This is a genomic window from Acidovorax sp. ACV01 (assembly GCF_014851495.1).
GTDB lineage: Bacteria > Pseudomonadota > Gammaproteobacteria > Burkholderiales > Burkholderiaceae_C > Acidovorax > Acidovorax radicis.
Genome location: NZ_JACUZT010000015.1, coordinates 1 through 20035, shown reverse-complemented (window position 1 = coordinate 20035; position 20035 = coordinate 1). Strand labels below are relative to the sequence as shown.

The 20035-nt window shown below is 61.0% G+C and carries 20 protein-coding genes; 1 reads left to right on the top strand and 19 read right to left on the bottom strand.

Translation table 11 applies throughout. The features are described from left to right. Positions 1-24: 24 nt before the first annotated feature. The 19 genes from IB243_RS26495 to IB243_RS26405 all read right to left on the bottom strand — a co-directional run bounded on the left by IB243_RS26495 (position 25) and on the right by IB243_RS26405 (position 18719). Positions 25-477, bottom strand: coding sequence for a hypothetical protein (locus tag IB243_RS26495; RefSeq protein WP_192430053.1), 453 nt, complete (start codon positions 475-477; stop codon positions 25-27). Between the two features lie 75 nt (positions 478-552). Further along, positions 553-2937 carry a type II secretion system secretin GspD gene (gspD, locus tag IB243_RS26490; protein WP_192430052.1) on the bottom strand — a complete coding sequence of 795 codons (2385 nt, stop codon included), beginning with the start codon at positions 2935-2937 and terminating at the stop codon, positions 553-555. Positions 2938-2973: 36 nt separating this feature from the next. After that, entirely contained in the window at positions 2974-3477 is a 504-nt protein-coding gene (locus tag IB243_RS27230; protein WP_225585398.1) for a hypothetical protein, read from the bottom strand. Continuing rightward, positions 3474-4028 (bottom strand): GspMb/PilO family protein, encoded by a 555-nt coding sequence (locus IB243_RS26480; RefSeq protein WP_192430051.1) that lies wholly within the window; start codon positions 4026-4028, stop codon positions 3474-3476. The genes IB243_RS27230 and IB243_RS26480 overlap by 4 nt, the downstream gene beginning before the upstream one ends. Then, entirely contained in the window at positions 4025-4975 is a 951-nt protein-coding gene (locus IB243_RS26475; RefSeq protein WP_225585396.1) for a PilN domain-containing protein, read from the bottom strand. Before IB243_RS26475 ends, IB243_RS26480 begins: the two co-directional genes overlap by 4 nt. Positions 4976-5022: 47 nt before the next feature. Then, complete coding sequence (locus IB243_RS26470) at positions 5023-5976, bottom strand: general secretion pathway protein GspK (RefSeq protein ID WP_225585394.1); 954 nt, start codon at positions 5974-5976, stop codon at positions 5023-5025. Next, complete coding sequence (locus IB243_RS26465) at positions 5937-6581, bottom strand: type II secretion system protein J (protein WP_370540398.1); 645 nt, start codon at positions 6579-6581, stop codon at positions 5937-5939. Before IB243_RS26465 ends, IB243_RS26470 begins: the two co-directional genes overlap by 40 nt. Continuing rightward, a complete protein-coding gene (locus IB243_RS26460) occupies positions 6545-6937 on the bottom strand; it encodes a prepilin-type N-terminal cleavage/methylation domain-containing protein (protein ID WP_370540400.1) in 393 nt (130 codons plus the stop codon). The genes IB243_RS26465 and IB243_RS26460 overlap by 37 nt, the downstream gene beginning before the upstream one ends. Positions 6938-6993: 56 nt before the next feature. Next, complete coding sequence (locus IB243_RS26455) at positions 6994-7488, bottom strand: Tfp pilus assembly protein FimT/FimU (protein WP_192430049.1); 495 nt, start codon at positions 7486-7488, stop codon at positions 6994-6996. A gap of 51 nt (positions 7489-7539) precedes the next feature. Continuing rightward, complete coding sequence (gspG, locus tag IB243_RS26450) at positions 7540-7983, bottom strand: type II secretion system major pseudopilin GspG (RefSeq protein ID WP_035196999.1); 444 nt, start codon at positions 7981-7983, stop codon at positions 7540-7542. A gap of 26 nt (positions 7984-8009) precedes the next feature. Next, entirely contained in the window at positions 8010-9218 is a 1209-nt protein-coding gene (locus IB243_RS26445; RefSeq protein WP_057229239.1) for a type II secretion system F family protein, read from the bottom strand. Next, positions 9211-10929: a GspE/PulE family protein gene (locus IB243_RS26440; protein ID WP_192430048.1), complete on the bottom strand. Its 1719-nt coding sequence runs from the start codon at positions 10927-10929 to the stop codon at positions 9211-9213. Before IB243_RS26440 ends, IB243_RS26445 begins: the two co-directional genes overlap by 8 nt. Before the next feature lie 71 nt (positions 10930-11000). Then, positions 11001-11939 carry a glycosyltransferase family 2 protein gene (locus IB243_RS26435; protein WP_370540397.1) on the bottom strand — a complete coding sequence of 313 codons (939 nt, stop codon included), beginning with the start codon at positions 11937-11939 and terminating at the stop codon, positions 11001-11003. 68 nt (positions 11940-12007) lie between these two features. Then, a complete protein-coding gene (locus IB243_RS26430; protein WP_192430046.1) occupies positions 12008-13177 on the bottom strand; it encodes a DUF1972 domain-containing protein in 1170 nt (389 codons plus the stop codon). A 17-nt stretch (positions 13178-13194) separates the two neighbouring features. Continuing rightward, positions 13195-13740, bottom strand: a complete 546-nt coding sequence (gene rfbC / locus IB243_RS26425; protein WP_057229244.1) for a dTDP-4-dehydrorhamnose 3,5-epimerase — start codon at positions 13738-13740, stop codon at positions 13195-13197. A 7-nt stretch (positions 13741-13747) separates the two neighbouring features. Continuing rightward, positions 13748-14632, bottom strand: coding sequence for a glucose-1-phosphate thymidylyltransferase RfbA (gene rfbA / locus IB243_RS26420; protein WP_192430045.1), 885 nt, complete (start codon positions 14630-14632; stop codon positions 13748-13750). Between the two features lie 14 nt (positions 14633-14646). Next, complete coding sequence (gene rfbD / locus IB243_RS26415) at positions 14647-15537, bottom strand: dTDP-4-dehydrorhamnose reductase (RefSeq protein ID WP_192430044.1); 891 nt, start codon at positions 15535-15537, stop codon at positions 14647-14649. Continuing rightward, on the bottom strand, positions 15534-16622 hold the full coding sequence (gene rfbB / locus IB243_RS26410) for a dTDP-glucose 4,6-dehydratase (protein WP_192430043.1): 1089 nt from the start codon (positions 16620-16622) through the stop codon (positions 15534-15536). Before rfbB ends, rfbD begins: the two co-directional genes overlap by 4 nt. A 111-nt stretch (positions 16623-16733) precedes the next feature. Next, positions 16734-18719 carry an SDR family oxidoreductase gene (locus IB243_RS26405; RefSeq protein ID WP_192430042.1) on the bottom strand — a complete coding sequence of 662 codons (1986 nt, stop codon included), beginning with the start codon at positions 18717-18719 and terminating at the stop codon, positions 16734-16736. A gap of 495 nt (positions 18720-19214) precedes the next feature. Between IB243_RS26405 and IB243_RS26400 the strand changes: the two genes are divergently transcribed. Continuing rightward, positions 19215-19820: a phasin family protein gene (locus tag IB243_RS26400; RefSeq protein ID WP_192430041.1), complete on the top strand. Its 606-nt coding sequence runs from the start codon at positions 19215-19217 to the stop codon at positions 19818-19820. Positions 19821-20035 lie beyond the last annotated feature (215 nt).

The following is a 20035-nucleotide window of genomic DNA, read 5'->3' as shown; positions in this document are numbered from 1 at the left end:
TTGTTGCACTCAAACAACGAAGTATCACTGAGCTGTTGGAAACATGACACTGCGACGCTGCACATGGTGCCACGCGCCATCAATGCGGCGCCATTCGTCCTCAGCCACAGCCTCTTGGTTTTTCACGCGCAGCAATGGCAACGAGTAGCGCATCCACACATTCACCATTGCACGGTCACCGTCGATGCTGCGCACTCCACGAACTTCCACTCCATCAAATGCAATGCCACCGCGCTTGAGATAGGCCTCCAGCGTAGCATTCGGGTCTTTTGACAGTTCCTCATAGGCCCACGCGCTTACACGATCATTTTTTTGGATCAGCGCCCAGTACGCTTTTGCACGCGTCAAAAGTGACGCCTGATCATCTTCGGCCGACACCACTGTGCCACCTGTGGCGGCACAGCCCCCAAAGGCGGCCAAAACCAGAGGCACGGCCACAGCCACAACCAGATGACGACGGGTAACAGGTTTTGTCATGTAAAGAATCTCCTGATTGGCTAACGATCTATATATATGCGCCCGATGCATGCGGACACTGCACCAACACCGAACTTAACGCCAGGGCTGGAGCGGTACATCTGCCGGGCGGAAACTCATAGGCTGCGCCTGCAAGGACAAGGAACGCATGCGCTCCCGCATCTCCGCACTGGCGGAACGCAATTGATCGTCATCCTCCAGGGCTCGGGGCGTCATCAACACCAGCAGCTCCGTACGATTGCGAAGATTCGCGCTTGTAGAGAATAAGGAACCCAAAAGAGGAATGTCCGCCAAGCCAGGGATTCCGCTGCGGGTGCTAGTGTCGTTTTCCCGTATGAGCCCCCCCAGCACAATAGGCTCACCAGAGCGCACAGCAACACGCGTTTGGATCTGACGTGTCTGGAAAGCACGCTGACCCGTAGCCGTATCACGGTCACCTACATCGGTGACCTGCTGGGAAATATCCATTGTTATCAATCCACCCGCATTGACAGACGGCGTGACTGAAAGCATTACCCCCGTGTCCTTGTAGGTGATGGACTCGGTCACTAAATTGCCCGTGGTGACGGCAGTGGATGTTTTGATCGGCTGCTGCTGACCGACCTGAATGGTGGCATTGTGGTTATTCAACACCAGCACCGAAGGACTGGACAGCAGGCGCACCTGAGATTTCTCGGCCAACGCATTGAGCGTGGCTCTAACCACATCCGCCTTGTTGAGGATAGTGTAGGAAAAGCCTGGTTGCCTCGCACTGATGGCCCCCGAGGTATTCATGTTCAGCGACGCCTGCCCTTGGCGGCCATTGCTAAGACCATTTTGCAGATACCACTCCACCCCGTATTCAAGGTTGCCCGTGAGTGCCACCTCCACAATACTCGCCTCTATTAGCACTTGCGATGGAGCTTTGTCGAGTTCGCGCAGGGCTTGCTCGATCCGGCGGTATTCGGTGCGCGGAGCGCGGATCAGCAGAGCGTTGCGCTTCTCATCCGCAACCACACGAACATTGCCGTCCAATTGGCTCGTCGATGTGAGGGAAGTGTTGTTGGATGATGTCCTGTTTCCACCGGCCCCGAGTGCAGCGCCCATGGGACTGCCGCCCGTCCCAGCACTGCCGGTATTGCCATAGAGACTGCTGGAACTACCCGTATTGCCCGTACCCAAGCCGGAGCCCCCCATCCCCGCCCCCTGGGAGAACTGCGTGGGCGCCGACCCTGCTGCCACGCCTCCCGACTTGGCTTGCCCGGACTGGCCACCGAACAAACCATTGAGCATCTCCGCCAACTGCAAAGCTGAACCGTTTTGCACCGGATACACAAACAGGCTGGCTTCCAGAGTGTCGGTAGGGCGGTCCAGGCGGCGAATCCAGGTTTCCACCTGTGCCAACAGGTGGCTGCGCGGCGTGACCACGACCAGAGCATTCAGGCGTTCAACTGGAAAGACGCGAATCAAGCCACCCAGTGGGGTCGCCATCTGGGCGCCGGCACCGCTGGCGCTGCCACCTGCGGCCGCGCCACCTGCGGCGTTGGGCGCGGCGCCCCCTGCAGGAGCGGCACCACCACCACCGTAGGGATCGGAGGATTTGTCGGAACCTAGCATCGCCTGCAGGGCATCACGCACCACATTGACGTTGGCGTTTTCCAGTACGAACACCCCGAGCGACATGCCTGAGAGAAAGTCCACGTCGAACGCTTCTACCATTTCCAGCCAGCCACCCAACTGGGCCTTGCTGCCCTGCAGCACCAGCAAGTTGCGCATGGAGTCCACGTAGACGATGGCCTCACGCGGTGCGATGGGCGCCAGAATCTTGGCCATTTCGGCCGCTGCAATGTGATTCAAGGGAACGATGACCGTCCCGGCACCCGAGAGGTCCTTGAATTTAGACGCCCCGACCACCGGACGCGCGCCCAGGGTGACTGTGCGTTTGGTCACGTGGTAGACCCCCGCGTTGTCGCGAACGATGGCAAGGTCGTGGGGCAACAGCACTGCATCCAACACATCCAGCACCTGATTGCGCGCCAGCGGTTGGCGCGTATGCAGACTCACCACCGTGTCTCCGCCTGCATCGATGGTGTAGTTGAGTTTGAGCAGATCGCCCAGCAACGCCACCGCCAAGTTGCTGACAGTGACATTTTCGAAATTGAGCGCTACCTTGTCGCCCTTGGCAAGGACTGGATCAACCACAGGCGCCTTATCGCGCTTGAAGAACTGGTCGTTGCCGGGATAAAGCTTCGTACTGGAAGATGCACTCTTTTGCGCTTGCGCCCCGGCCGATGATGCTGCCTGTACGGCGTTTGGCGCCACCGGCGTAGGCGCCACAGTAGCGGCAGCTTGCGATGGACCCGAGGCCCCTGCAACCGTGACCTTGGACTCTGCCGCGCTGGACGCCGCAGGACCACCCTGCGTACTGGCACAGCCTGCCGCCAGCAACGCGAGCAAGAGGATGGAAGGCCGAATGTTCATAGAGATAGCTCCAATATTGGGGTATGCCACAGGGGCTTACTGATTTGCTGCAGGCCTGCGCAGGCGATCACCGATCGGCCCGGCCTTCACGGTCGCAGCACTTCCTGCTTCCAGTGGGCGCTCCACGCGTTGGTCATCTGCAGACACAAAGAATGCCTTGCGGCCATCAAAGGATTCAACTCGCCAGGGTTTGGTTTCCCCGGTGATCTTGAGGGTGCTGCCATCTGGGCGCTGCAAGATGGCGACCCGGTCGCTGCCAGACTCCAGCACGGCGGTGAGGCGTGACTGCATCAACTCTGTGACCAGACTGCTCTTTTTCACATCCACCGCCACCGGACGCCGAGACATCCACAACAAAGGCTGCTCGACAGCCTGCTTCGCACGGACCTTTATCGCTTGCGGCATAGGCTCGACCTTCGGCAGATCAGGTCTACGTGCCGGCGGGGGGACCCAGCGTTCTTTTTCGGCATGCCACCAGTAGACGCTCGCAGCCAAAGCTACGGCACCCAAAACGGGGCCAAGGTACCAAGGTTTGATCATGGCTTGGCCTTCTCTGGCGCCAAGGGGGCTTCCAGTTGCAAAGACAGGCGCGCATTTTGCGGACCAGCGCCAGAACTAGCCCCCTCACGCGTGATGTTGGCAGTGCGCACCCAGAAAGGAGGGCGGTGCGTCTGGAGACTTTCCATGAAACTCACCAGCTTGACCCATTCGCCGCTGACGGTCGCAGTAAGTCGTATGCGCGCCAGCTTGCCATCCACTCCAGGCTCCAGCGCAACCTGGGATGAAACCAGCGTGCTGCCAGAAGCCATGATCATTTGGCGAAGCTTTTGCTGGATATCGTTTTGCGAAGTTTCACCAGCAGGGTGCAACAAGGGCGCCACAGTGCTGCTCGCAGAACCAAGCAGCGTTTCGATTTCGGAACCGGCATTCACAACCCCTTCGAGACGTTCGCTGCGAGGCTCCAACTGCTGCAGAGCGTTGTCGTAGCGAACCCAGAGGGTTCTATAGATCAATGCGGCGCAAGCCAGCGCACCAACAAACAACAGCAGCAGAAAAACCACCGAACGGCGACGCCACACATTCATTTTCATGGCTTTGCTCCCTCACCTCGCCAGCGCATCTCAAAGGTAAAGCGCTCCTTGTTCAGGGTGCCATCGCGCACGTTGGCCCCCGTAGCACGCACATCGACCAAACCAGGCTGGCGCCCCAGGTGTCCAATGAGTTCCGTGGCGTTCGCCGTCAAACCCGTAATCTTGATCTCGCTGCCATTGACCTCAATGCGGTCCAGCCACGTGTCGGCAGGAATGGCTGCCGACAGCGCGTCAATGACACTGGCGAGAGGTAGATCCGTACTAATGTTCTTGCGAAGTTCGTCCGCCAGTTCGGCCTGGCGACGCAACTCATCCATCTTCTGGCGCAAAGGCGCCGCCTTGGGCTCCAGCATGCTGACATGCTCAACGGCACGCACCACCGCCTGGCGCTTCAAGACCAGTGGCATGAGCGCGGGCAACGACAGCACTGCGAGCAATACCAGCAGCAATATGCCCCCCCCCCAATCCATCCAACGCTGGTGGCGGTCCTGCTTGCGCCATGCAGCGCTGCGGACAGGGAGGGCTCGCCCCTGGCGCATCAGATAGACAGGCGCATTCTCTGCAAAACCGTGGTTCGCCATTTGTTGGGTCAAGGTGGTGCGCCGGCACATACCCCACTCCACCACCCATCCACCTTGGGCTTGGGGCTCGGCCCGCCAGGCAGCCACAATCTGCTCCGGAGGCATCGGAGAAACCCGCCAAAGAGCTTCTTCAACCCCCCCCGCCAAAGAGCTCCTCGGCATGTTCGGCAACTGCACTGTGCCCCACAGGCAATCCGACTCCGGCACCAGCAAGCTGGAAGCCTTTCGGTTGTTGGATCGCTTGCGCACGTGGGTTGCTGTGACAGTCCACCTCCCACCATCGGACGCCATCGCCGCACTCGCAACCGCGGGCCAGGCGCGATGCTCCATGAGAACGCGTTTGAGATCGCCGAAACCCCAGGCCATTCGGTCCAGCGCTGTTTGCGCACGAAGAGATAGCTGCCCCCAACCTGTCATGGCTTGAATTCCTGTTCCGGCTTGTTTAAGCGGCGTGTTGGCTCCAACGAGAGCGTTGTCCAGGGGGTCAATCCGCCAGGGCGCTCGCTGAGATCGACCCATGCTTCACGCTGCCACCAGCGATCGCCTTCGGCCCGCACCAACGCCTTGAGGCGCACCGTTAGCCCCCCCCCCGCCCGGGCAGGCGCGAAGAAATCTGCGGCGGCTCCGGTCAAGAGCACGCCAGCCCGCGTTTCCGGTGGGGAGTTGTGAATGCGCGCCCCTAAACCTGGCTGTCCCGTCAGGACATCGATCAGGGCAGGGGGGGCTGAATCGATTTCGATGCGTTGCTGCCCGTTGATACCCAAGTGGGGCGCGATTATCTCATAGAGCTCAGACGTCATTCCCAGAACCGACCTCAGCTCGGAAAGATCGTCCAGGGCTCCGTTTCGGGGCATGGAGGGCCAGCCAGCCGCGCGGTACTGAGCAGACTCAGCCCCACCCACGCCGCCTGGCGTATCGTCAGGGTCGAGAAAGTCCCGCACACGTGACGTCAGAATGGCTGCCTCCCCCGACGAAAGACGCCCGGCTCTCTGAAACAACGCCTGCATCAAGGCTTCGCTGGCGACATTGACATCCACCAGCCCTCCAGATGGCGTGATCTCCACCCAGATGTCATTCGACCCCATGGGTAAGCGCTGAATACGGTACCAGCTTTCTACTGTCTTCTCGGCCATCATTCGCTGCGCTGTTAGCTGGATGGCCGCATCCAGCACGGACTCTACGCGCAAACGCTCCAGATCCAGGGCCGCGCGCTGCGTCTGCTGGCGAACCCCACGCGCGCTCGCCATCACCACCAATGACAGGGATGCCACCAACCACAGCACCAGAATCAGCGCAGCGCCCCGGCTGCCCCGTGCCCACCTGACCATCATCTTGCCCTCACCAGAGGGAACACCAATGAAGGCCAATCGCCCCGCGCATCGGCAACTTCAACCCGAATCCGGGCTGGGTAATAAGCTTTGGCGGAGTCCCATTGCTGAGTCCACTGGCCCGTTTGACCGTCTTGGTAATGCCATTGAAGGGTCCGCACGTCTGTCAAAAGCGTCTCGCGCAAGGCCCGACTCCAATCTAGCGCCATCAGCGCGCCGTCATAAGGAACGGCCTCTACCGACAGATCGACTCGCCCATCCCCATGGCGCAGGGGGGTCGTACGGAATACATAGAGCCCCCCCGCATCCCCACGCTCCGGCAAAGGCGCCACCCAGATCGCACCTGCCGCATTGCCGCTGAAAAAATTCACAAAGATGTTTTCGTCGCGCCGGCTCAACAAGCGGAGGGTATCGAACTTGCGACCGAGCCACTGACTGACCACCAGCATGCGTTCAGAGCGCTCAATGACACGTTGGTTGCGCTCTTGAGAACGCCCGATCACCCCCACGCCCGCGAACATCAATGCAACCACGGCAGACGTGACGGCCAATGCAATCAGCAACTCCAGCAAGGTAAAACCCCGGGAGGATTTTCGAGAGCCGCGGATCATGGTGCAGACCTGTAGGGCTTCCACGTCGTCCACGTGACCGCTGTCACTCCGTCTTTGCTGACCTCCACGGTGACCCTCGCGGCACGCAAAGGCGCCCCCTGCGCCGGACGGCCACTCTCTTCCATCAGCGGAACCTGTTCAGGCGTCACCTGAATGCTCCAATGCCAAACGCCCGACTGACCGGAGTCCTGCCGCATCAAATCTTCGGCAAAGGTTCCTGCGGCCAACGCCGACCGGGCCACCAGGGATGCCTCCACGCGAGCCTCCACGTTCACCACATTCTTGGAGCCTTGCCCCACGCTTCGATAAAGGCTTGCCAGCGCGATGGAAGCGATTGCCATGGCCACCAGGGCCTCCAGCAAACTAAAACCCCACTGCTTCCGAGGCACTCGCCTAAATGATGGGAGAGGCAGATCAAACAAAGGCGTCAAACGGCACGTCACGGTCATGACTGGGGCACGGCCATGCCTTGCTCCACGGTTCCAAGCAGCCAGTTCACACGAAAGGTGACACCCTGCCCACCTCGCAGCACTGCAAGCCGCCCACCGCGAGCTCCACCGTCAGAATTGAACACAAAAATTGGCTCTCCGGCTGCCACCGCGCCCTTGCCAGACCGAGGGTTGCGCTCGATGGCCTCCCACTGGACCACCAGTGATTCCGGCACCCCCAGAGACTCCCGACCATCCACCACCAACTTGCGAATTTCTGGCTGGTAGGTCACGGTCACCGACCGCCCCTCCTGGACGCTGAGTGCGCGCGCCTTGTTGAGCTGGCTGGACACATCCCGTACCGTCTGGTTGTAGCGCGACCGCTCCATGAATGCCTGTCCTCCAGCTCCGACCACCGAAACGGTAATAGCAGCCAGCACCAGTACAACCAGCAGCTCCAGCAGGGTGAAACCACGGGAGCGGAAGGCTGGCGCCAACAAACAGCGTCTCATGCGAGGCAAGTTACTGGACAGCACTGCAAGGTGACAAACGCGAGAGGACGGTCAGTTGAAAACGTCCGCGCTCTCACCATCACCACCCGGCTTGGCGTCTGCCCCCAAAGAGAACACGTCCGGCCCACCATTGCGCCCCGGGTTCTTGTACAGGTAGGCAGCGCCCCAAGGATCGGAAGGCAGGCCCTTCTTCAGGTATGGGCCATTCCATCCCTGGGCCGTTGCGGGCCGGTCCGCCAGAGCGCGCAACCCTTCGGCATCATTGGGATAACGGCCCACATCCAATTTAAAAAGGTCCAGGCTCTGCTCAATTTCCGAGATTTGAATACGGGCTGTCTTGGACTTGGCGCCGCCGAGCTGATCGAGCACTTTGGGCCCCACCAGCCCTGCAAGCAGCGTCAAGATCACCAGAACCACCAGCAGTTCAATCAGCGTGAAGCCCGAAGAGCGTTGCGCTCGTGCCATTACTTTGCGGCCAGAATTCTCTACATTCATATCAAAATCTCTCAAACAATTCACAATCAAATCGTGTCGTTAATCGACAAGACACCGCCCAAAATTGCAATAATGATGAATGCAACCAAGGCCCCCAAAACAATAATGATCAAGGGTTCCATGGCCGCCAAAACACGCCCCATGGTGCGCCGACCTTCATCCTCGTAACGATCAGCCAGCCCCAGCAGGGTGATATCGAGTTGGCCGGTTTCCTCCGCAACACGAATAAGCTGCGGTGTGCTGGATTTAGCGAAGTATGGAGACACAAACCCCGTGGAAAGCCGCTTGCCGGTTTTCACAATACCGACCAGGGGTTCAATATCCTTGCGCAATGCGGTATTGGTCAACGTGTCCACCGCAATTCGCAAGGCATCCACCATCGGTACACCCCGCTGCAGCAGGATACCGAACGTCCGGAAATAGATAGCGAACTGCAGATTTCGCAACACCTTTCCGAACAGCGGAAGGTCCAACAGCACGCTATCAACACGCAAACGCCCTGCGGGCGTGGCACTCCAACGCGAGCCCAGGAACAGGACAACCGTTAAGCCTAACAGGATTGCCATCCAATGCGAGCGGATCAGATCACTGAGATCGACCACCAACCGAGTGGAGTAAGGCAGCTTGTCACCCATGGAGTCAAAAATCTCTCGAAACTGGGGAACCACAAACGCCAGCAGAAGCACGACAGACATCACAGCAACCACCAACAGGATCACTGGGTACGTCATGGAAGAAATGACGTAGTTGCGCAACTTGTCTTCCGCCTCCAGCTGCACCGTGAGTTCTTTGAGGACCACCGCCAACGAACCTGAGGTTTCCCCCGCCCGGATCAAGACGAGGTATTGGCGCCCTAGATCCCGCTCAAACGGTAGCAGCGACTGGTACAAGGACTTGCCGCCCCGTACCCCTTCCTCCACCTTGGCAATGAAGGCTTTGAGCCGCTCCGTGTTTGCGGTCTCTTTAAGCATGACCAGCGCCTTGTCGAGCGGCATGTTGGCCTGCTTGAGGTGCGCCATCTCGCGACTGAACAAAAGTATCTCGCCGCGCTTGAGCTTGCCGCCCCGGCTTTGCTGTTCATCTTGGGCGACGGCAGCTGACTCGTCCGCAATACGAACCGGCGTTACGCCCTGCCCGATGAGCCGCAGCCGCGCAGTCTCCACGTTTAGCGCGCGAATCGTCCCTTGGCAAGCCTTGCCATCGGACGTGATTCCATCGTATTGAAATTCAATCATTTTGACGCGCGACGCGCAGGACTTCTTCTGCGGTTGTCAGACCCTTGAAGACCTTGGTGGCGCCATCCTGCAACAAGTTCCCCCCAGCATAGGCGCCGTCTCCGCCCCCAAGGGAAGAACCTCTTTCGAGAACCACCTTCTTCACGTCTTCCGTCATGACCAGCAACTCATGAACCGCCAAACGCCCCCGGTAGCCGGTGCCCCGACAGGCAGGACAACCGACGGACCGATAAATGGCCTGCCCCTCTTCCATGGCCACACCCAGGGACGCTGCGGCGGCTTGTGCCTGGTCTGGCAACAGAGGCGCCTTGCATTCCTCGCACAGCTTGCGCACCAGGCGCTGGGCCAACACGCCGATCACAGACGCCGTGATCAGATAGGGCTCCACGCCCATGTTGATGAGCCGCACAATGGCCCCGAGCGCGCTATTGGTATGCAGCGTGGACATGACCAAATGACCCGTCAACGCCGCCTGGACCGCAATCTCAGCGGTTTCCCCATCGCGCATTTCGCCGATCATGATGACATCAGGATCCTGGCGGAGAAAGGAGCGAAGTACCTTGGCAAAGGTGAGTCCGATTTGAGGTTGGACCTGCACCTGGTTGAGCCATTGCAGCCGGTATTCGACCGGGTCTTCCACCGTCAGTATCTTGAGGTTCTCACCCTCCAGCTCCTGCATCGAGGCATACAGCGTGGTGGATTTCCCGGAGCCAGTGGGCCCGGTCACCAGAAAGATGCCATGGGGCACGCTGAGCAACTGGCGCATGGTCTTCAGCGTGGGCGGCGTGAAGTGCAGGCTTTCCAGCGAGAGCAGGTCGAAGTTTTTTTCCAGCAGGCGCATGACGACCGACTCGCCAAACATGGTGGGAATGGTGGACACACGAGAGTCCATTTCCTTGCCATGCACACGCAGCTTGGTACGCCCGTCCTGCGGCATACGGCGTTCTGCGATGTCCAACTGCGAGAGGATCTTGATGCGGGAGACGACAGCAGGTGCATCCTTGTTATCAATCTCGTCAATGGGATACAGCTCCCCGTCCACCCGTATGCGGACCACCGATTTTTCCTCGTAGGTTTCGATGTGAATGTCCGAGGCCTGCGCCGCAACGGCCTGGGATAGGATTTGACTCACGCGCTGGATGATGGGCGCCTCCGAGGCCATATCCCTCAGGTGCTCAATGAACTCCGAAGCCTCGAACTGGTCCGCAACGACCTCTCCGTCGGGCTCCGACTCCTGGACGTACCAGGCATTGAGCTGATTGGATATTTCGGACTCAAGACCAAAAAAGACCCTGGGAGCATCCCCAAAGACCAGGCGCAATGCATCGCGCAATGCGGCGCTTTTCGGATCTACCGACGCGAAATCAGGCGTGAACTCGGCATCCTCCGCGTTTCCCAAGGGAAGCAGATTGTTGGCCAGCAAAAAACTGGTGTTCAACCGCGATGTATCCGGTTTTTCCTTCGGGAAGGCGTCCTGGCGCACCAAAGGCAACCCTGCCTGCCGGGACAATGCAGAGTACACGTCAATCTCAGACACCAGCCCCAAGCTGATAAGCAGACGCCCCAGACGCCCGCCCATGGAACGCTGAACCTCCAGCGCCCTCTCCAGGTCATTGCGTGACAATTTCTGGTCCGCAAGGAGCATCTCCCCGAGCCTGGGCGCAGCGAGGTCAACGCTTTCCACTTCACCAACTTCAGCCGAGAGCTTCATTACTAACGCCTTTGAACATTCTTCCAACCACCAAATAGCCGGGGACGATGCATATCACCCAAAGAGTCGAATCACTTGAACCACAACAAACAGCGGCTTATTCGATCAAGTTCGGGGCCCACATAATATTGTCGATATCCCACCATCCTCACCCAGAAGGGTCGGCCTCTCCACGCAAGGTATTCTGACACGTAGCCCCCATCCAACCCCACGGCTCGCAATCGCAGTTGCAGCGCCTGCGCCTGCAAGTAGGTGGCGCCTCCGAGCACCCTGACGCGCCCAACGATCCCTGCGCCATTCGTCAATAGACGCAGCAAGCGTGTCTTCAGGCTGCGGTCTTTGGCACCCACCTGGTTGGCACCATGCTGACGGTACAGGATCAATGGGGCCGACACGAAACGGCGACGGCCACTCCCGCTCACCAAGCCGCACCACCAGTCATGCATGATGGTCTCGCGCGGCAAGGGCAAGGCCATTTGCAACAGGGTGCGATTCACCATCATCGTGCATCCCGTCACCTGATTCACACTGAGAAGTGAAAGCGGCGAACACTGCCGTGGATCCATGCGCTGGTATCTGGCGAAGGAGTCCGAGATGACATTCAGACTCTCATCGACGACCGTCAGGTCGGAATGCACCAGGCAGGGCAACCCTTCACCCCCCTCTTCCTCCATCCGCACCATTTCGTTCAAGCATCGCTCAATTTTTTGAGGAAGCCAGACATCGTCCTGGTCCGAGAAAGCAACCCATCCCGCCTGCCCGTCTTGCAGGCTGGCCACCATGAGGTTCTCAAAGTTCCGGACCACTCCTTGCCCGCAATGGGGATTGGGCACCACTACCAAACGCCCCTCGAAGCGCGCCCGGTAGTTCTCCAAAATCTCAAGCGTCGCATCCGAAGATCCATCATCACTGACCAAGACGCGAAAATTATGGTGCGTCTGGACCAGTAGGGAATCGAGCTGGGCATGGAGATATTTCGACCCGTTGTATGTCGCCAGCAGCACATCCACCAGGGGCTGTGCGGACGGGACAGCCCCGGCCAACCCGCTGTGCAAGGCTGATCCATCCCTCGGGGCAATCACACTACGCCTGTACCTGTTGTCGCCGTGCGATGAGGCTGGCATTCAGAATGCATCAGTGCTTCATACGCATCTGTGATTCCGTCCCATGTGTAGTGCTCTGCCACGATGTCGCGGGCACGCTGGCTTCGCTGCGGCCGCATGGCTTCCGACTGATCCACCACAAGGTCCAAGCAGCGAGCGAGTTGCTCGGGGGTCTCGAAGTAGTCGGCCGCATCGCGTGCCACTTCGCGATTGAACGGGTTGTCATGCGCAATGACCCAGTTTCCACAGGCCAGCGCCTCCAGAAGCGAAGGGTTCGTCCCGCCCACCGAGTGGCCGTGCAGGTAGCAGGCCGCATGCACACGCAGGCTCGCGAGCTGCCCTGCATCGTAGATGCCGCCAACAAAACGCACACGCGCACTGGCCTGCTGCCGCAATTGTTGCTGATAGGCCGTGGCACCAGACACGTCTCCCACGACGACCAGTGGCCAATCACCGCCATGCATCCCATAGCCCTGGATGATTTCAAGGATATGGTTTTCTGGCTCTGGCCGCGCCACGACCAGCATGTACCGATGGGCCTGAAGTCCCCACACAGACAGCAAGGAAGGGTCTGCGTCCTGGTCTTGCACCAATTCAGCACCGTAGGCAATGAAACTCGACGGTGCCCCCTTGGGATAGGTCTGGCGGAACCTCTGTGCAATGGCCTCGGCATCTGCGATGAGGCGCGTGGCAACCCGGCTGGCCACCCACTCCATGCAACGCAGGTAAATGCGCGCGCCCCGCCCCCATTTGCTGCGGGCCCATTCCAGTCCGTCTACGTTGATCCAGACCGGAACCCCAAAAACCCGGGGCCACCAGCAGGCCCACGCAGCGCCATAACCCAGCATGTAAACCAGATCGTATCCCCGGCGGGCGTCCCACAGGCAGGCACAATCGTAGGCCAGGACCGAGGCAGCCCCCCACTGGGGTCGGCGCTTGTGGCACACGCGAACACCTTGGTAGAAGGTGTCTGCGACGGACGACTCGCTGGATTCTGCATACACAGTGACCTCGTGGCCACGCGCCGCCAGGCGTGTCGAAAGCTGTTCGGCGAATGTCTCGAAACCCCCATAACTTGCAGGAATGCCCCTGGCTCCCAACAGGGCGATCCGCAGCTTGGCAGGACCGCCCGAAGGACCGGTCACAGGCCCCAACGCCGTCGTCAAAGGTCAGCCTCAGCGAACCAGCGCCCCGCCTGATCTTTTGCCGAAAGCTGAATGGCGGCCTCCACCGCAGGCCAGGCGATGGCAAGCTGTGGATCGTCCCAGCGAATGCAGCGCTCGTGCTCCGGGCTGTAGTAGTCAGTGGTCTTGTAAAGGAAGTCTGCTGATTCGGACAACACCAAAAAACCGTGGGCAAGCCCCGGCGGCACCCAAAGCTGCCGGTGGTTGTCTTCGGTCAGTAGCGCCCCTACCCACTGGCCAAAGGTGGGCGAACCCTTGCGGATATCGACCGCCACGTCAAACGCAGCGCCGCGCACCACCCGCACGAGCTTGCCCTGCGCCCTGGGGGGCAACTGGTAGTGCAGGCCGCGCAGCACGCCCTGGCTACTGCGGCTGTGGTTGTCCTGCACAAATTCGCACTCGACACCCGTGGCCTCCCGAAAGGCCTGCTGGTTGAAGCTTTCGTAGAAAAAGCCACGGCTGTCGCCGAACACCTTGGGTTCGATGAGGACAACGTCTGGAATGGATTGCCGGATGGAGTGCATGGGGTGATCAATAGACTTTGTCGTTCAGCAGGCGCTGGAGGTACTGGCCGTAACCGTTCTTGGCAAGAGGCTGTGCCAGGCGCTCCAGCTGGGCGCTGTCAATCCAGCCGGAACGCCACGCAATTTCCTCGGGGCAGGCGATCTTGAGGCCCTGGCGATGCTCCAGTGTCGCAATGAACTGGCTGGCCTCCAGCAGGCTTTCGTGGGTGCCGGTATCCAGCCAGGCATAGCCACGGCCCATGATCTCGACGTTCAGTTGCCCCTGCTCCAGGTACAGCCGGTTCAGGTCGGTGATTTCGAGCTCGCCGCGTGGCGATGGCTTAAGGCTCCTGGCCATCTTTGCGACCTGGTTGTCGTAGAAGTACAGCCCGGTAACGGCATAGCTGCTCTTGGGTTGTGCAGGTTTTTCCTCCAGCGACAACACTTTGCCCTGGGCATCGAATTCGGCGACACCGTAGCGCTCCGGATCGTGCACATGGTAGGCAAACACGCTGGCACCCGCCGTGCGCTGCTGGGCACTGCCCAGCAATTCATGGAAATCGTGCCCATAGAAAATGTTGTCTCCAAGCACCAAGGCACTGGGTGCTCCATCCAGAAAAGGCTCTCCGATCACAAACGCCTGCGCCAACCCGTCCGGGCTGGGCTGCACGGCGTATTGCAGATTCAAGCCCCATTGACTGCCGTCACCCAGCAGCTGTGCAAAACGCGGCGTGTCCTGCGGAGTGCTGATGACGAGGATGTCCCGGATGCCCGCGAGCATCAGCGTGCTCAGTGGGTAGTAGATCATGGGCTTGTCGTAGACCGGCAGCAGCTGCTTGCTGATGGCCAACGTAGCCGGGTGCAGCCGAGTGCCGGAGCCTCCTGCGAGGATGATGCCTTTGCGTTGCGTCATGGTCTGGGGTCCGTTCAGAGAATTTCCGTGAGCATGCGCGCCACACCGGTCTGCCAATGGGGCATCTGCAAGCCAAAAGTGGACTGCAGCTTGTGGGTGTTCAAGCGCGAATTTTGGGGGCGCACGGCAGGTGTCGGGAACGCGCTCGTAGGAACAGGCGCCACCTCTTTTGCTTTTATTTCGATAGCATTCTGCGCTTTCTGCGCCTGCGCCAGCACGTATTTTGCGTACTCATTCCAGTTGGTCTCACCACCGGCCACGCAGTGGTACAACCCGGCATCCTGCGGGCGCTGCTGCAGGTGGCGCAGCGCGTGGGCGGTCACATCGGCCAGCAGGTCGGCGCCGGTGGGTGCACCCCATTGGTCATCAATCACCGTCAGGCGTTCACGCTCTTGCGCCAACCGCAGCATGGTCTTGGCGAAATTACCGCCGCGCGCGGCATAAACCCAACTGGTGCGCAGGATGAGGTGCTTGACGCCCGACTGGACAATGAGCTGCTCGCCTTCGAGCTTGGTGCGGCCATACACACTCAGGGGTGCGGGCGCATCGGTTTCCACCCAGGGGCGGTTGCCGCTGCCGTCGAACACATAGTCGGTGCTGTAGTGCACCAGCCAGGCACCCAGCTTCGCAGCCTCCTGCGCAATCGCGCCGGGGGTGGTGGCGTTCAACGTACGGGCGAAGTCACTTTCGCTCTCGGCCTTGTCCACGGCAGTATGGGCTGAGGCATTGACGATGACGTCGGGACGGAGCGCACGCACCGTCTCGGCCACGCCGGCCGGATTGGAAAAGTCACCGCAGTGTTCCGTAGTGTCGAAGTCCAGTGCCGTGACTGTGCCCAGCACCGACAGGCTGCGTTGCAGCTCCCATCCCACCTGACCACCCTTGCCAAAGAGCAGGATGTTCATGCGCTGGCGCCCACCACGGCTGCGGGCTCCTGCGCATACTGGGCTTGCACCCAGTCGCGGTAGGCGCCGGTCTGCACGCTGGCCACCCAGTCGGCATGCTCCAGGTACCACTGCACGGTCTTGTGGATTCCCGTATCGAAGGTCTCGGCGGGCTTCCAACCCAGCTCGCGCTCAATCTTGCGCGCGTCGATCGCATAGCGGCGGTCGTGGCCCGGGCGGTCTTTCACGTAGGTGATCTGGGTGCGGTAACTCTGGCCGTCGGCGCGGGGACGCAGCTCGTCGAGCAGGCCGCAGACCATGTTCACGATCTCGATGTTGGGCTTCTCGTTCCAGCCGCCCACGTTGTAGGTCTCACCCGGAGCCCCGGCCTCCAGCACTCGGCGGATGGCGCTGCAGTGGTCCTTCACGTACAGCCAGTCGCGCACCTGCATGCCGTCGCCATACACCGGCAGCGGCTTGCCGGCCAGTGCGTTGACGATCATCAGCGGGATCAACTTCTCAGGGAAGTGGTACGGCCCGTAGTTGTTGCTGCAGTTGGTGGTCAGCACCGGCAGGCCGTAGGTGTGGTGCCAGGCGCGCACCAGGTGGTCGCTGGCGGCCTTGCTGGCGCTGTAGGGGCTGTTGGGCTCGAAACCGCGCGTTTCGGCGAAGGCCGGGTCCGTGGGTGCGAGCGACCCGTACACCTCGTCGGTAGAGACGTGCAGGAACCGGAATGCCTCGCGCTCACCCCCGGGCAGTGCGCCCCAGTAGGCGCGCACGGCTTCCAGCAGTCGGAAGGACCCGACGATGTTGGTCTGGATGAAATCCTCAGGGCCATGGATGGAACGGTCCACATGCGATTCGGCCGCAAAGTTGACCACCGCGCGGGGCTTGTGCTCGGCGAGCAGGCGTGCGATCAAGGCGGTATCGCCGATATCGCCCTGCACGAAGAGGTGCCGCGCATCCCCCTGGATGCTGTCCAGGTTGTGCAGGTTGCCCGCGTAGGTGAGCTTGTCGAGGTTGACCACAGGCTCGCTGGAGGCAGCAAGCCAGTCAAGAACGAAGTTGGCGCCAATGAAACCCGCGCCGCCAGTAACCAGAATCATAGGGAGGGCTGTGTGAAATGCCAGCTCGGCAGAACCCACGATTATCCCACCCCGCCCGGCCCCCGGGTAACAGAGTTCAACGCGGGGGTTTCTGCGCGGGCCGGACAGTCATTAGAAGTGGATGCCCCGCATCATCTGCTGCAGCGCCACAGCCTCGGCCGACAGCTGCGGCTTGGCGTCCTTGCTGCCCTTGGCGGCGGTGGAATCCGGGAACATGCGAAAGCTGGTGTTCATGGTGATCTGCGCCACACGCGGCACCAGCGCATGCAGCAACTGCCCGGTGATGCCCAGGCGCGTGGCGATGCGCACCGGCTTGAAGATGCAGGCCTGGGCGATCATGTCGGCCGCCTCCTCGGGGCTCAGCGTCGGCACGTTGTTGTAGATCTTGGTCGGCGCGATCATGGGCGTGCGCACCAGCGGCATGTTGATGGTGGTGAAAGTGATGCCCTGGTCGGCGAACTCGCTCGATGCGCAACGCGTCCAGGCGTCGAGCGCCGCCTTGCTGGCCACATAGGCCGAAAAGCGCGGTGCATTCGTCAGCACCCCGATGGAGCTGATGTTGACCACATGGCCCTTGCGCTTTTCCACCATGCCGGGCAAAAAGCCCATGGTCACGCGCAGGCAACCGAAGTAGTTGAGCTGCATGGTGCGCTCGTAGTCATGAAAGCGGTCGTAGCTCGACTCGATGGCGCGGCGGATGGAGCGGCCTGCGTTGTTGATCAGGAAGTCCACGCCGCCGTGGTTGTCGATGAGCAGCTGCACAAAGCGGTCGCAGTCGGCCATGTCGGCAATGTCGGCCGAATACGCGATGAACGCATAACCCTTGGCCTTGGCTTCGGCACAGGCCTCGTCGAGCTTGTCCTGGTCGCGCCCGCAGATGATGGTGGTGGCGCCCGCCTCGGCAAACTTGTGCGCCGCCGCCAGGCCGATGCCCGACGACCCGCCCGTGATCAGCACCACCTTGCCGGCCACCGTACCCTTGAGCGTGCGGTCGATGAACAGCTCGGGGTCGAGATTGCGCTCCCAGTAATCCCACAGGCGCCAGGCGTAGTCCTTGAGGTTGGGGCAAGTCACCCCCGAGCCCTTGAGCGCCGCCAAGGTCTCGCGGCAATCGAAGCGCGTGGGGTAGTTCACGAAGGTCAGCATGTCCTCGGGCAGGCCCAGGTCCTTCAGCACGGCGTTGCGCACGCGGCGCACGGGCGCCATGGCCATCAGGCTCTTCTTGATGCCCTTGGGGATGAAGCCCAGCAAGGCTGCGTTGATGAAAAGGTTCATGCGCGGCGCATGGGCGGCGCGGCTGAAGATGTCCAGGACGTCGCCCACCCGGTAGCCCACCGGGTCCACCAAGTGGTAGCACTTCTTGACGATGTCCTTCTGGTGGCTGATCACATTGAGCGCGTTGACCACGAAGTCCACCGGAACGATGTTCACGCGCCCGCCTTCCAGGCCCACCGTGGGCATCCAGGGCGGCAGCAGCTGGCGCAGGCGCTGGATCAGTTTGAAGAAGTAGTAGGGCCCGTCGATCTTGTCCATCTCGCCGGTCGTGCTGTCACCCACCACCATGGCGGGGCGGTACACCGTCCAGGGCACCTTGCAATCCTGGCGCACGATCTTCTCGCTCTCATGCTTGGTCTGGAAGTACGGGTGGTCCAGGCCCTCTGCCTCCTCGAACATGTCCTCACGGAACACACCCTCGTACAGGCCGGCCGCCGCGATGGAAGAGACATGGTGGAAATGCCCGGCATCGATGGCCTTGGCCAGGTCGACCGTATTGCGCGTGCCCTCGATGTTCACGGCCACCTGGGTTTCCTCATCCGCCCCAAGGTCGTAGACCGCGGCCAGGTGGTAGAAGTGGTCGATCTGGCCCTTGAGCTTCTTCACATCCTCGGAGGCCACGCCGAGCTTCTTGGCCGTGAGGTCGCCGAACACCGGCACCGCCCGCGCGGCCGACACGCCCCAGTAGCTGCGCAGGTCGGCCACCTTGTCCGCGCTCTCGCGCCGGATCAGGAAATGCACCACGGCCCCCTTGCGCTCCAGCAGCTTCTTGACCAGCCGCTTGCCAATGAACCCCGTTGCCCCCGTCACGAAATACTGCATGGATAACTCCTCTGAGATAGCTTCATTCTTGCCCAAGGCCTGCGCGCACCGATTCAGCAGAAACCCGCGCCGATGCTAGGCGCCCCGCCGGCAGGCGGGCTTGGGCCTGTTCGCACTATTTTTGCCAGATGCGTTGCGATGCCCAAGGGCCAAGCGCAAAGCGCCGAACGAAGCTGGAGTACGGCCCCAGCGAGGCTTGGCAACGCCGCAGATGGCCCTTGGGCATCGCAACCCGAAGGGAAGGCCTCCCCCGCCACGCCAATCTAGGCGCGCGACGACGCCAAGGCCGGGGCCTTGGCTGGGAACGCAACGACGAGTGGCGTGGCGGGGGAGGCCTTCGCGCTGGCAAAAATAGTGCGAACAGGCCCTAGATGGCACGCTCTACATTTTTAGGAGCGCGTGCCTACACCTGTCGCGCCGTGCGGCGTACAGTGCGGCCATGCGTCGAAGGCAACCCGCCCCGGCAAACCCAACCAACCGCACAACGGAGGCCCCATGGTCAAGAAACTGCAGAAACTCAGCGCCGACAAAAAGAAGAGCAACGCCCAACTGTCCAGCACCGTCAAGGAGTCCGCCCAGCAGATCTGGCTGGCAGGCCTGGGTGCCTTCTCCAAGGCACAGGAAGAAGGCGGCAAGGTGTTTGAAGCCCTGGTCAAAGAAGGCTTGACCATCCAGCGCAAGACCCAGGCCGTGGCCGAAGAAAAGATCACCGAAGCCACCAGCCGTGTGACCACCATGGCCAGCGATATCGGCTCCAAGGCCCAGGGCCAGTGGGACAAGCTCGAAAACATCTTTGAAGACCGCGTGGCCAAGGCCCTCGCCAAGCTGGGCGTGCCCTCGGCCCGCGACCTCGAAGCCCTGAGCGCCCGTGTGGACGCCCTGGCCAAGGGCAGCAAGACTGCACCCGCCAAAGCTGCTGCCAAGGCAGCCGCCAAACCCGCAGCCAAGGCCCCCGCCAAGAAGGCAGTGGCAAAGAAGGCGGCTCCTGCAAAGGCCGCCGCCAAGCCTGCAGCCAAGGCCCCCGCCAAGAAAGCGGCCGCAAAGAAGACCGCGACACGTGCCGCAGCCGACGCAGCCACCAGCACGCCATCGGCCAGCTGATCACGGCTTGCCACCGGCAAGCACCCAGCCCGCTCCAAGCGGTCCACGCGCCAAGGCGTTTGGACCGCTTTTCTTTTTTTGGTGAAACCCAAGAGGGTGTCGAAGAAATAAACTATGCTCCTGGGGTGCTGATCCCGCAGGAGCAATACGATGGCAAAGACCGGCCGACCTCCGGTGATATCTCCCGGTGAGTACGCGGCCTTGCGCGAAGTGGT